Below are 12,666 nucleotides of genomic sequence, written 5' to 3' on the forward strand. Positions count from 1 at the left end.
GGAGCATGGCATGGCACAGGAGCTTGAACTCGGACTCGACACCTTCGGAGACGTGACCTGGGATGCCGACGGCGCGCCCCTGCACCAGGCGCAGGTGCTCCGCAACGTCGTGGCTGAAGGGGTCCTCGCCGAGCAGGTCGGCCTCGACTTCTTCGGCATCGGGGAGCACCACCGCACGGACTTCGCGGTCTCGGCGCCCGAGGTCGTGCTCGCGGCGATCGCAGGGCGGACCGAACGCATCCGGCTCGGATCTGCCGTGACGGTGCTGAGTTCCGACGACCCGGTCCGGGTGTTCGAGCGCTTCGCGACCCTGGACGGCGTATCGAACGGCCGCGCGGAGGTCATCCTCGGCCGCGGCTCCTTCACCGAATCCTTCCCGCTCTTCGGTCTCGACCTCGGTGACTACGAACGGCTCTTCGAAGAGAAACTCAACCTCTTCGCCGAACTCCTCAAGGAAGAACCGGTGACCTGGACGGGAACGACCCGCGCGGGGCTCACCGACCAGAGCGTGTACCCGCCGACGGAGTCCGGGTCCATGCGCACCTGGGTCGGCGTCGGCGGCAGCCCGCAGTCCGTTGTCCGCGCCGCCCACTACGGGCTCCCGCTCATGCTCGCGATCATCGGCGGCTCACCCCTCGCCTTCGCACCCCTCGTCGAGCTCTACCACCGCGCCCTCGGCGAATTCAAGCGTCCGACCCAGCCGATCGGTGAACACTCCCCGGGGTACGTCGCCGAAACGGATGCGCAGGCGCGCGAGGAGATGTGGCCGCACTATGCCGCGATGCAGGAGCGCATCGGGCGGGAGCGGGGTTGGGGTCCCGTGAGCCGCGCCCAGTTCGAACACGATGCCGGACCGGAGGGCGCCCTGTTCGTGGGCTCGCCGGAGACCGTGGCGGCCAAGATCGTCGCGACGGCGCAGGGCCTCGGCCTGTCGCGTTTCGACCTGAAGTACAGCCTCGGCACCCTCAGCCACGAGAAGCTCATGTCGAGCATCGAGCTGTACGGCACCCGGGTGGCTCCGCTGGTGCGGGACGCGCTGGGTTGATCTCCCAGCTGGGGAGGTTCGTGACGCGGTAGCGTACAAGGGGTGCCGCCTGCCCGCTCGGGTGAGCGCATCCACCGGAAATCAGCATAAGGAGTCCCTTGGAAACCTGGCCAGGCACCGCGTACCCCCTCGGAGCGACGTTCGACGGAACCGGAACGAACTTCGCCATCTTCAGCGAGGCGGCGGAACGCGTCGAACTGTGTCTCTTCGACGATGACGGCACCGAGACCCGGGTGGAGGTCATCGAGTCGAGTGCGTTCATCTGGCACTGTTACCTGCCGCTCGTGCAGCCGGGGCAGCGGTACGGCTACCGGGTGCACGGCGACTACAACCCAGCAACGGGACACCGACTGAACGAGAACAAGCTCCTGCTCGACCCGTACGCCAAGGCCACCTCCGGGACGATCGACTGGGATCCGTCGCTCTTCTCCTACAACTTCGGCGACCCGGATTCCCGGAACGACGACGACTCTGCGTCGCACATGATGCTCGGTGTCGTGGTGAACCCGTTCTTCGACTGGCTCGGCGACCGCCCGCCGCGCACGCCCTACAGCGAATCGTTCATCTACGAGGCCCACGTGAAGGGCCTGACCGAGCTCATGGAGCTCGTCCCTGAGTCGCAGCGCGGCACATACGCGGGGGTCGCGCATCCCGCGGTCATCGACCACCTGCAGAAACTCGGAGTCACGGCCATCGAACTGATGCCGGTGCATCAGTTCGTCAACGACGGGACGCTCGAGGAGAAGGGGCTCCGCAACTACTGGGGCTACAACACGATCGGCTTCTTCGCCCCGCACAACGCGTACTCCTCAACGGGGGATCGCGGCCAGCAGGTGCAGGAGTTCAAGGGAATGGTGCGCAGCCTGCACGATGCCGGCATCGAGGTCATCCTCGACGTCGTGTACAACCACACCGCAGAGGGCAACCACCTCGGCCCGACCATCTCGTTCAAGGGCATCGACAACGAGGCGTACTACCGTCTGATGGACGACGACAAGCGGTACTACATGGACTACACGGGCACGGGAAACACGCTCAACGTGCGCCACCCCCATGTCCTCCAGCTCATCATGGATTCCCTGCGGTACTGGGCGATCGAGATGCACGTCGACGGCTTCCGGTTCGACCTGGCCTCCGCCCTGGCCAGGGACCTCTACGACGTCGACAAGCTCTCCACCTTCTTCGAACTCGTCCAGCAGGATCCGATCGTTTCCCAGGTGAAGCTCATCGCCGAGCCGTGGGACGTCGGCCCCGGCGGTTACCAGGTCGGCAACTTCCCGGCCCAGTGGACGGAATGGAACGGGAAGTACCGGGACACCGTCCGCGACTTCTGGCGGGGTGAGCCGTCGACCCTCGGAGAGTTCGCCTCGCGGATCACGGGCTCCGCGGATCTCTACGAGCACTCCGGGCGGCGTCCGGTGGCCTCGATCAACTTCGTCACGGCGCACGACGGCTTCACCCTCTCCGACCTCGTCTCCTACAACGAGAAGCACAACGACGCCAACGGCGAGGGCGACAACGACGGTGAGTCGCACAACCGGTCCTGGAATTCCGGTGCGGAGGGCCCGACGGACGACGCGGAAGTCCTCGCCCTGCGAGCCAGGCAGCACCGCAACTTCCTGACCACCCTCCTTCTGTCCCAGGGCGTGCCGATGCTCCTGCACGGCGACGAGCTCGGCCGCACCCAGCAGGGCAACAACAACACCTACGCCCAGGACTCCGAGCTCAGCTGGATCCACTGGGACACGGCAGACCAGCCGCTCATCGAATTCACCGCCGCGATCTCCCGGCTGCGCAAGGACCATCCCACCTTCCGCCGCAGCCGCTTCTTCGACGGACATCCCAACGTCCGCGCCGCCGACGGCGACACCCTGAGCGACATCGTCTGGCTGAACAGCGACGGCGAGGAGATGCGCACGGAGGACTGGGACGAGGGCAGGGCAGGCACGGTCGCCATGTACCTCAACGGCGACGGCATCCGGGAACGCGACTATCGCGGCCAGCCCGTCGTCGACGTCAACTTCCTCGTGTGCTTCAACACGGACGCCGAGGACGTCGAATTCCGGCTGCCCCCTGCGATCTACGCCCCGCAGTGGGAGATCGTGGTCGACACGGCCGGCGAAGGCGCCGACGCGATCCCGCGCCCGGCCGGCGCGATCCAGACCGTCAAGTCCCGGTCCGTCGTCGTGCTGCGTGCCTACCAGGCGCCCGAGGTCGCGCCTGACCATTCCGTGGCAGCCTCCCTCGCCGGCCTCGCCGGAACGCCGACGGCGCTCGCGCTCAACCCGGACCACCCGGTCGAACCATGAGGATCCCGCACTCGACCTACCGGTTGCAGATCACCGCGGCCTTCGACCTCGCCGCCGCTGAGAGGGTCCTCGACTACGTCGTCGGCCTCGGCGCGGACTGGATCTACCTCTCGCCGCTCCTCACCTCCGCCGACGGCTCCGACCACGGTTACGACGTCGTCGACCACGCGGCCATCGACCCCGCCAGGGGCGGGCCTGAGGGGCTCCGCCTGCTCGCTGCAGCGGTGGCGGATGCCGGGCGCGGCATCCTCGTGGACATCGTGCCCAATCACATGGGCGTCGACGACCCGCACCGCAACGCCTGGTGGTGGGACCTGCTCCGATTCGGGCAGGACTCCCGTTATTCGGAGGCGTTCGACGTCGACTGGGCGGCGGGCGATGGAAAGATCCTGCTTCCGGCCCTCGGCGACGCGGGAGAGGGCAGCGAACTCGACCGGCTCGAGATCGTCGGCGACGAGCTGCACTACTACGACCACCGGTTCCCGATCCTCCCCGGCACGGCCGACGACGGCGCCGATCCCCGGACCGTGCACTCGAGGCAGCACTACACGCTGGTCAACTGGCGCCGTGCCGACCGGGACCTCAACTACCGGCGCTTCTTCGCCGTGAACAGCCTTGCGGGCATCCGCGTCGAGGTTCCCTGGGTCTTCGACGAGTCGCATCGCGAGATCGTTCGCTGGGTGCGGGACGGCCTCGTTCAGGGCATCAGGGTCGACCACCCCGACGGCCTCGCCGACCCGGGCGGTTACCTCGACCGGCTGCGCCTGGCGACCGACGGAACGTACGTGCTCGTCGAGAAGATCCTCGAGGGCGACGAGACCCTGCCGACGAGCTGGTCCACCAGGGGCACGACGGGCTACGACGCCCTCGCCGACATCGACCGGATCCTCGTCGACCCGGCGGGACGGCCGGCCCTCGACGCGCTCGAGAAACGCCTGCAGGACGATTCCCCGGAACCGGGGGAGAACGGCCGCCCGCAGACCTGGGCCGAGCTCGTCTCCGAGCGGAAACGAGGCATCGCCGACGGCATCCTGGGCTCAGAGGTGCGCAGGATCGCACGCCTCATCCCCGGGATCCCCGGGCCGGAGGCGGTCGACGCCCTCGCAGAGCTGCTCACCGCCATGCCGGTGTACCGCTCCTACCTCCCGCTCGGCTTCGAGCTGCTCGACGAGGCCGCACGGCGCGCGTCCGACCGCAGGCCGGACCTCGCCGGAACGATCGGCCGGCTCCTGGCCGTGCTGGCCGACCCGCGGACCCCCGCTGCCGTCCGGTTCCAGCAGACCTCCGGCATGGTGATGGCCAAAGGCGTCGAGGACACCGCGTACTACCGCTACAGCCGGCTCACCTCGCTCAACGAGGTCGGAGCAGACCCCTCGGAATTCTCCATCGATGCGGATACCTTCCACGCGCGCCAGCAGGCCAGGGCGGCGACCTTCCCTGACTCGATGACGACGCTCTCCACCCACGACACGAAACGGGGAGAGGACGTCCGCGCCCGCATCACCGTCATCGCCGAGATCCCCGCGGAGTGGGAGGCGACCCTGGACACGCTTCGCACGAATGTGCCGCTCGGCGACGGCCCGCTCGAGAACCTGCTCTGGCAGGCGGTCGTCGGGTCCTGGCCGGCCAGCCGCGAACGCCTGGGCGCATACGCGCTCAAGGCCGCCCGCGAATCCGGAACGTCGACGACCTGGAACGCCCCGGACGCCGCCTTCGAGGAGAAGCTCGAGACCCTGGTAGCCGCGGCCTTCGACGACCCCGCCGTCACGGCCGCCCTCACGGACTTCGTGGAACGGGTGCGGCAGGCGGGCTGGAGCAACTCCCTCTCGGCCAAGCTCGTGCAGCTCACCATGCCGGGAGCACCGGACGTCTACCAGGGCAGCGAACTCTGGGAGACCTCCCTCGTCGACCCGGACAACCGGCGCCCCGTCGACTACACCGTCCGCCGCGGCATCCTCGCCCGTATCGACGACGGATGGCTGCCGCCCATCGACGAGACCGGCGCCGCGAAGCTGCTCGTCACGAGCCGCGCGCTGCGCCAGCGCCGCGACGCCCCCGAACGGTTCTTCCGCCACGCGGCCGTTCCGGCATACGGCGCCGCCGCGGCACACCTGCTCGCCTTCGACCGCGGCGACGCCGTCACGGTCGCCACCCGGCTTCCGCTCGGCCTCGCAGCACAGGGAGGCTGGCGGGACACCACGATCGTGCTCGCCGGCATCCCGGTGACCGACGTCCTCACCGGCGAACGGTTCGCCGGCGGCACCCTCCTCGTGCGCGACCTGCTGCGCCGCTACCCGGTCGCCCTCCTCGTGCCGGATCAGGGCACGGGCCAGGGGATCGAATCACCGATCGTCACGGGGGAGGCCGGCAGATGAGCAGAGCAGAGCCCACCAACGAGGCCTGGGATGTCGAGGTCTGGGCGCCGCACGCCCAGGCGGTCGACCTGTTCCTGCGCGACACCGCCCCCGGCTCTGCCGGGGAACCGGTCACCCGGTCCCTGGCCAGGGCGGAGGGCGGCTGGTGGCGCCTGCGGATGTCCGACGGCCGGGCAGAGCCTCGCGACTACGGATTCGTGATCGACGGCGCAGGGCCGTTCCCCGACCCGCGTTCCCGCCGCCAGCCCGACGGCGTGCATGCCCTGTCCCGCACCTTCGACCCCGGCGCGCACGCCTGGCAGGACTCGCGGTGGACCGGCCGCCAGCTCGCGGGCGCCACGCTCTATGAGCTGCATCTCGGTACCTTCACCCCGGAGGGCACCCTCGACGCCGCGGCAGCACGCCTCGGCCACCTGGTCTCACTCGGGATCGACTTCGTCGAGCTCCTGCCGGTCAACGCCTTCAACGGAACCCACAACTGGGGCTACGACGGCGTGCTCTGGTACGCCGTCCACGAGGGCTACGGGGGACCCGCCGCCTACCAGCGCTTCGTCGACGCCTGCCACCAGGCCGGCATCGGAGTGATCCAGGACGTCGTCTACAACCATCTCGGGCCGAGTGGGAACTACCTGCCGGAATTCGGGCCGTACCTCAGCGAGGCGGCCGGGAACACCTGGGGTTCCTCGCTGAACCTCGACGGACCGGACTCCGATCCGGTCAGGCGGCACATCATCGACAACGCCCTGATGTGGCTCGACGAATATCACGTCGACGGGCTGCGCCTCGACGCCGTGCACGCCCTCCGCGACGATCGGGCAACCCACCTGCTCGAGGAAATGGCCGGGGAGGTCGCCGCGCTCAGTGCCTTCGCCGGTCGCCCGCTGACCCTGATCGCCGAGTCCGACCTCAACGATCCACGCCTGATCACCCCGGCGGAGGCCGGAGGCTACGGCCTCGACGCACAGTGGAGCGACGACTTCCACCATGCCGTGCACGTCGCACTGACCGGGGAGACCACCGGCTACTACGCCGACTTCGCCCCGCTCAGTGCCCTCGCCAAGGTCCTCACCGACGGCTACTTCCACGACGGAACGTTCTCGAGCTTCCGCGGCCGCAGGCACGGCCGTCCGATCGACAGGCAACGGATGCCGGCCTGGCGTCTCGTCGTCGGCAGCCAGAACCATGACCAGATCGGAAACCGTGCCACCGGCGATCGCCTGACCGGCACGCTCGACGCAGGCCAGCTCGCCATCGCCGCGACCCTGACCCTTCTCGGCCCCTTCACCCCGATGCTCTTCATGGGGGAGGAATGGGGTGCGACCACGCCGTGGCAGTTCTTCACCTCGCACCCGGAGCCGGAACTCGGCGCGGCGACCGCGACCGGGCGGATCAGCGAATTCGCGCGGATGGGCTGGGATCCCGCACTCGTGCCCGACCCGCAGGATCCGGCGACGTTCACGAGGTCCCGGCTCGACTGGGACGAATCCGAGCGTCCAGGACCCGCACGGCTGCTCGGCCTCTACCGACGGCTCGCAGAACTGCGCCGCGAGGTGCCGTCCTTCACGGAACCGCGCCTTGACCGGGTCGGTGTCGAGTACGACGCCGAGGGGTCCTGGCTGCGCCTGGTCCGTGGTTCCGCGGAGATCCTGGTGAACCTCGCAGCGGATGCCCGGCGCATGCCTGCCGGGTCCGGCGCCGTGCTGCTCGACTTCGGGACGGACGGGCCCGCGCTGCTCTCCCGCGCGGACGACGGGTCCGTCGTGCTGGCACCGCACTCCGTGCTCGTCCTCGCCCAGGCGGCCTCGTGAGCGGTCAGCGCGGCTTCCTGTCCGCGGAGACCGGAACGGCCCTTGCCGCACTCGCGGCCCTCGATTCCGCAGCGGACCCGCTCGACCGCGTACGCGGCATCCGCCGGCTGCTGCTCGCCCTCGACGCCGACCCGGCGACCCTCACCGCGGTGCGGGACGCCCTCGCCGCCGGTACCGGCTGGGAGGCCATCGCGGCGGCGGCCGGGCTGAAACCACCGGCGGCCAGGTGGCGGTGGAGCGGTTCGGATTCCGAGATCGCCGCCCGTCTCGAGGCAGGCCGGAAGCGATCGGCCCGTCCGAGTTCCGTGCCGACCGAACTGCCCGGATACTCGGTCGCGGAGGCGGCGACGAGGCTCGGTATCACCGTCCAGGCCGTCTATCTCCGGGTGAGCCGGGGTAAACTGGCCAGCCAGACCATCGAGCTGCCGGACGGCCGCTCGTATAAACGGGTCTTCCTCGACGCAGCGGACGACGTGCCGAGCCCGCCGGACGCGTCCGGCCGGGCCGGCCGGACCACGTGAACCGGATCGGGCGGATGCCCGCAACTTCAGACCCACACACACGTGCCGAAACCACATACGTGCCGAAACCACAGGGATGACGGAGTACCACCATGACTGATTTTCCGACAGAGAACTTCAACCGCACCACCCCGTACAACACGGGTGACAACACGGCCGTGACCCCGGTCGTTGGAACGGAGACCGGGTCCCGGGCGATCTCGGCCCCGCCGGAGAAGCAGCCTCGGCCGGCATCCGCCGTTTCGGCCAGCGGGAGCGGCGCGTCGCGCACTGCGCTCGTCGTGCTCGCCGCCATCGGGATGCTCGGACTGGCGTTCGTCGTGATGATCCTCGTCGGCGTCTCGAGCGAGAGCATCAACGCCCTCGCCGTCTTCGCGACTCCGATCGCGTCGATGGTCGCGGCGTACTACGGAATCACCCTGAGCATCCAGCAGGTCAAGAACGAGCGCGCCGAGAAGGAGACCGCGATCAAGCGGGCCGACGTCGCGGACGCGTCGAGCCGGGAGACCGAGGTCTGGGCTGCCCAGATGGAATCGGGACTCCGCGTGGCGATGGCCAAGCTCACCGCAGCCCACATCGGCACCGATGAGGTCACCAAGGCGGCGGGCACGCCGGACGGTTTCTTCTAGGCGACGGTTTCCACTAAGCGCTGACGAGGCGCCCTGACCTGGTCGCGGCGACGAAACCGGCGTAGTCCGCCGTGGCCTGCTCCGCGTATGCGACCGCGAAGTCGGCGAACGCCCTGTCGGCCTTGCCGCCCAGGCCCAGGTAGGCGGCGATCGGCACCGGGTCTCCGGAGCGGGCGTGGGCGCGCGCGAGTGTCGTGCCGGTCAGCCGGGCATAGGCGAGCAGCCCTGCCGCGGTGAACGTCGCAGGATCGGGCGACCACTTCATGTCGCGCAGCTGACGCCCGTAGTACTGCCCGCCGAGCGGGGTCGTCGCCCAACCGAGGAACACGTCTCCCGAGGCCTGCATCAGGCGCTGGCCCTCGACGACGCGCTGGCCGGAATGGGCGGGCCCCGCGTGCGACCCCGTCGCCGTGTCACTCCGGTCGATCACCGATCGCTGTGCCTCCTTGAGCTGGAGCACGAGCACGTCTTCCGGTCCGATCCCTTCGAGCAGGACGACCCAGGAGTACAGGCCAACGCTGCCGACCCCGACGACCTTGTGGGCGAAGTCGATGATGTGGAACCGGTCGAGCAGGCGCCTGCGGCTTTCGTTGAGCGATGCGCGATAGGCGGCGAAGGTCGCCTCGACGATTTCGGCCGTCGAGCCGGCGAGCGGGATCCTGGTCAGCAGCGGCGGCTGGTCGAGGAACCGCCGGTGCCCGTCCACCACCCGGGTGAGCTTGCGCACGACGGACCAGGTGTCGCGGGTCTCCGCCTTGGCGACGCTGTCCCTGACCGCGCGGCGACCGGTCTTGCCCGTCGACGCGGAGATGATGGCTTCGACGTGGCTCGATTCCATCCGGTCGTACCAGACGCGCATGATGGGCATACTCGAATAGTCCGCGATCGTGCTGCGATAGCTGTGCGCGGCCTCGAGGGCAGCAGCCCTGCCGATCTCGGCAGGCAGGCCGGCGTCGGCAGCGGCGAGGACGAACGAGGTCGCCAGACGCTTCACGTCCCACTCGAAGGGTCCGCGCCAGGTCTCGTCGAAATCGTTGACGTCGAAGACGACGCGGCGGTCCTCGCTCGCGAACAGGCCGAAATTGGACAGGTGCGCGTCACCGCAGAGCTGGGTGCCGAGCCCCGTGTCCGGAAGCGCGGCGAGGTCCCGCGCCATCACGAGCGCCGTTCCACGGAAGAACGTGAACGGTGACACGCCCATCCGGGCATGCCGCAGCGGGATCAGGGACGGGTCTCTCGTGCTCGCCTGACCCAGGAGCAGGTCCACCGGATCGGAGCGATTCGCCGGGGCCTCCCAGGCGGCGAGCGACGATCGCGGCAGCCGCATCCGCGCTGCACGGCCCAGCTCTTCATGCTGCGTCGTCGTGGGGCGAACGGTGTCCGTCGTGCTGTCCATGGCGAGAGTGTATCGCCCCGACAAACGCGGCGTTCCACGGATCAGCGAAACGGATCAGCGAACACGAATCCGTGCGGCTGACGGAGTGGGGGAGCCGAGGTAGTGGTCGCGCGGCCAGTGCCGCACGCGCCTCGGGAGCAGCGTGTAGACGCGGATCGTGAGGCGCAGCATCCGGTCGAAGCGGCGTTGCCGACGAGGAGACCAGCTCAGGTCGAACAGGTCGCGCACGGAGGGTGGCAGCAGTCCGACGGTGACCAGGCGAGCGAGGGGCATGGCCAGGCGCAACAGCAGCGGCCCGCTGCGGGGGTACAGGAGCCGTCTGGCGACCTCCCGGGTGGTGTCATCCGTCCGGAGCCCATCGAGCCTCTCCTGCCAGTAGGTCGCGAAGGCCGCCCGATCGCGCGGCCACAGCGCTTCGGGCACCTGCAGAGCCGTGCCGAGCACCGCGTATTCCCGGTACAGGGACTCGGCGGTGCCTTCGTCGAACGCTCCGAACACCCGTTCGTACATGCCGACGGCCGAGTCGTAGAGCGTCGCGGCCACCCAGAGCTGCAGCTCGGGCGTGAAGGCGTTGTACGCTGGCGCCCCGCCGGCTGCCACGCCGACGACGGGAACGTGGGCCCGGTTCACCCGCCGGACCGCAGCCCTTGCCTGATCGGGAGTGCCGCAGGTCACGGCGTATGCGTAGCTCAGGGTGCCGGCCAGCCGGTCGAGCGGCCGGTTCTCGAAATCGCTGTGGTGGGCGACCCCGTGCCCGATCGCCGGATCCGCGAGCTGGAGCAGGATGGAGCGACCGCCCGCGAGCAGCATGACGGCTTCGCCCGCGATGTCCCGAAGCTGCAGCATGACCGGCCTCCCCTGTGATGGCCGAGTGTAGTCCGGCAAAAGTATTTCGGGAGTTTCTCCCCGATCCGGAATAAACCCGCTCTCTATGCGCTTGCATGTATCCGAGGGCGGCGATCCATCCGTCACGCAGACTTGAGGAGCATCATGACCGAAACCACCGCGACGACCATCCCGGGCTACAAGGCCGGAACCTGGACAATCGACCCGACCCACTCCGAGGTCGGCTTCAGCATCCGCCACATCATGATCAGCAAGGTCAAGGGCACGTTCGACACCTTCGCAGCGACCTTCGTCACCGGCGAGAACCCCCTCGACTCCGTCGTCACCGCCTCGGCAGACGTCGCTTCGATCAACACCAACGAAGCCAACCGCGACGGCCACCTCCGCACCGGCGACTTCTTCGAGGCCGAGACCTACCCGACGATCGACTTCGTCTCCACCGGTGTCCGTGAAGTCAAGGGCGAGTTCCTCGTCGACGGCAACCTCACGATCAAGGGCGTCACCAAGCCCGTCACCTTCGACTTCGAGTTCGGCGGCTTCGGCACCGACCCGTACGGCAACTACAAGGCCGGTGCAACGGCCAAGACCGAGATCACCCGCGCCGACTTCGGCCTCAACTACAACGCAGCGCTTGAGACCGGCGGCTTCCTCCTCGGTGAAAAGGTCACCATCACGATCGAGCTGCAGGCCGTCCTCAACCAGGCGTAGTCTTCCCGGTTCGTGAAAAGGGGTCCCACTTCGGTGGGGCCCCTTTTTTGGGCTACTACTCGCCCTTGATCTCTTCGCGGACCCTCCGCAGGTCCTCCATGAGCGATCCGATCAGGATCCAGTGCTGCGGATGCGGCGTCATGATCAGGAGCGGTTCGGTCAGGGCGGGCGGTTCCACCGCGACGGGCAGGTGATCCCGATCGGGATAGTCCGCCTCCGCAGCGAGGAGCCGGAGGTCGTGCGCGGAGCGGCTCAGCTCGACGGTGATCGCGAGCACCGTCGGCTCGAGATGCAGGGAATGGTCGTAGTGGTCCCTGAGCGACCTCGTCATGCCGATCGCACGGGTCACGAGAGAGGTCAGCCGGTTGTAGAACTCCTCGTCGACGTCGAGCAGGCGTCGGTTCGTGGTGTGGCGCGGGTTCAGGGTCAGGCTCTCCTCCGCTGATTTGAGGGCTTTCTCCGCCTTGTTCAGCATCGGCCTGAGCAGCCGCGCCGTTGATCATCATCTCCTCGATCTGCGTCTGCGTCTGCGGGAAGCGCAGCGCGTCGACGATGCGGTCCAGGGTGTCCGCGACCTCGCGAGCGAGGCGGATGACCGTCTCGTGCGCGGGCGCGAGCAGCACCGGCGGCACGATGAGCGCATTGACGAGCAGTGCGGCCGCGGCGCCGATCATCGTCTCGATGATGCGATCCCTGGCGTATTCCGGCGTCGTGGCTCCGATGGAGAGCACCATCATGGCGCTGATCGGGATCTGGCTCGCCGAGCTCGGGGCCAGGCGGAGCGCCCAGGCGAGCAGGATGCAGAATACGATCGCGAGCAGCACGATCCAGCTCGACTTGCCGAATGCTACGCCGACGCCGTAGGCGACGAGCACCCCGCCGACGACGCCGAGGCTGCGCTCGATCGCCCGGCCGAGGGTCTGGTTGATGTTCGGCTGCACGACGAGAAGCGCCGCGATCGCGGCGAAGATTGGGAGCTCAGTGTGCAGGAGTCCCTGCGACAGCACCCAGCCGAGCATGACGGCGAGG

At 68.7% G+C, this 12,666-nt stretch carries 10 protein-coding genes and 1 pseudogene; 7 read left to right on the top strand and 4 right to left on the bottom strand.

The window, feature by feature from the left end; genetic code table 11:
• Positions 1-10 precede the first annotated feature (10 nt).
• The 6 genes from RGU41_RS05515 (at position 11) to RGU41_RS05540 (ending at position 8,687) form a co-directional block, all read left to right on the top strand.
• Positions 11-1,045: an LLM class flavin-dependent oxidoreductase gene (locus RGU41_RS05515; protein ID WP_134561183.1), complete on the top strand. Its 1,035-nt coding sequence runs from the start codon at positions 11-13 to the stop codon at positions 1,043-1,045.
• A 98-nt stretch (positions 1,046-1,143) separates the two neighbouring features.
• On the top strand, positions 1,144-3,354 hold the full coding sequence (gene glgX, locus RGU41_RS05520) for a glycogen debranching protein GlgX (RefSeq protein ID WP_322135749.1): 2,211 nt from the start codon (positions 1,144-1,146) through the stop codon (positions 3,352-3,354).
• Positions 3,351-5,729, top strand: a complete 2,379-nt coding sequence (treY, locus tag RGU41_RS05525) for a malto-oligosyltrehalose synthase (RefSeq protein ID WP_322135750.1) — start codon at positions 3,351-3,353, stop codon at positions 5,727-5,729. The genes glgX and treY overlap by 4 nt, the downstream gene beginning before the upstream one ends.
• On the top strand, positions 5,726-7,537 hold the full coding sequence (gene treZ / locus RGU41_RS05530; RefSeq protein WP_322135751.1) for a malto-oligosyltrehalose trehalohydrolase: 1,812 nt from the start codon (positions 5,726-5,728) through the stop codon (positions 7,535-7,537). The genes treY and treZ overlap by 4 nt, the downstream gene beginning before the upstream one ends.
• Entirely contained in the window at positions 7,534-8,058 is a 525-nt protein-coding gene (locus RGU41_RS05535) for a hypothetical protein (RefSeq protein WP_134559812.1), read from the top strand. The genes treZ and RGU41_RS05535 overlap by 4 nt, the downstream gene beginning before the upstream one ends.
• A 92-nt stretch (positions 8,059-8,150) precedes the next feature.
• Positions 8,151-8,687 carry a hypothetical protein gene (locus RGU41_RS05540; protein WP_134447966.1) on the top strand — a complete coding sequence of 179 codons (537 nt, stop codon included), beginning with the start codon at positions 8,151-8,153 and terminating at the stop codon, positions 8,685-8,687.
• Between the two features lie 13 nt (positions 8,688-8,700).
• Here RGU41_RS05540 and RGU41_RS05545 read toward each other — a convergent pair whose 3' ends face one another.
• On the bottom strand, positions 8,701-10,083 hold the full coding sequence (locus RGU41_RS05545; RefSeq protein ID WP_322135752.1) for a DUF2252 domain-containing protein: 1,383 nt from the start codon (positions 10,081-10,083) through the stop codon (positions 8,701-8,703).
• 54 nt (positions 10,084-10,137) lie between these two features.
• On the bottom strand, positions 10,138-10,929 hold the full coding sequence (locus tag RGU41_RS05550) for an oxygenase MpaB family protein (protein ID WP_322135753.1): 792 nt from the start codon (positions 10,927-10,929) through the stop codon (positions 10,138-10,140).
• Positions 10,930-11,073: 144 nt separating this feature from the next.
• Between RGU41_RS05550 and RGU41_RS05555 the strand changes: the two genes are divergently transcribed.
• Positions 11,074-11,637 (top strand): YceI family protein, encoded by a 564-nt coding sequence (locus RGU41_RS05555; RefSeq protein ID WP_134559820.1) that lies wholly within the window; start codon positions 11,074-11,076, stop codon positions 11,635-11,637.
• Positions 11,638-11,692: 55 nt separating this feature from the next.
• Here the strand turns inward: RGU41_RS05555 and RGU41_RS05560 are convergent, their stop codons facing one another.
• Together RGU41_RS05560 and RGU41_RS05565 are read right to left on the bottom strand one after the other, a co-directional pair.
• Positions 11,693-12,112, bottom strand: coding sequence for a hypothetical protein (locus RGU41_RS05560; RefSeq protein ID WP_322137414.1), 420 nt, complete (start codon positions 12,110-12,112; stop codon positions 11,693-11,695).
• A 220-nt stretch (positions 12,113-12,332) separates the two neighbouring features.
• A pseudogene (locus RGU41_RS05565) lies at positions 12,333-12,656 on the bottom strand (FUSC family protein); the annotation flags it as partial.
• Positions 12,657-12,666 lie beyond the last annotated feature (10 nt).

It is taken from the genome of Cryobacterium sp. 10C3, assembly GCF_034314285.1.
GTDB lineage: Bacteria > Actinomycetota > Actinomycetes > Actinomycetales > Microbacteriaceae > Cryobacterium > Cryobacterium glucosi.

Bases quoted from the DNA above. Each gene is read 5' to 3' on its own strand.
- RGU41_RS05515 (WP_134561183.1), top strand. From the start codon at position 11: ATGGCACAGGAGCTTGAACTCGGACTCGACACCTTCGGAGACGTGACC.
- treY (WP_322135750.1), top strand. From the start codon at position 3,351: ATGAGGATCCCGCACTCGACCTACCGGTTGCAGATCACCGCGGCCTTC.
- treZ (WP_322135751.1), top strand. From the start codon at position 5,726: ATGAGCAGAGCAGAGCCCACCAACGAGGCCTGGGATGTCGAGGTCTGG.
- RGU41_RS05540 (WP_134447966.1), top strand. From the start codon at position 8,151: ATGACTGATTTTCCGACAGAGAACTTCAACCGCACCACCCCGTACAAC.
- RGU41_RS05545 (WP_322135752.1), bottom strand. From the start codon at position 10,083: ATGGACAGCACGACGGACACCGTTCGCCCCACGACGACGCAGCATGAA.
- RGU41_RS05550 (WP_322135753.1), bottom strand. From the start codon at position 10,929: ATGCTGCAGCTTCGGGACATCGCGGGCGAAGCCGTCATGCTGCTCGCG.
- RGU41_RS05555 (WP_134559820.1), top strand. From the start codon at position 11,074: ATGACCGAAACCACCGCGACGACCATCCCGGGCTACAAGGCCGGAACC.
- RGU41_RS05560 (WP_322137414.1), bottom strand. From the start codon at position 12,112: ATGCTGAACAAGGCGGAGAAAGCCCTCAAATCAGCGGAGGAGAGCCTG.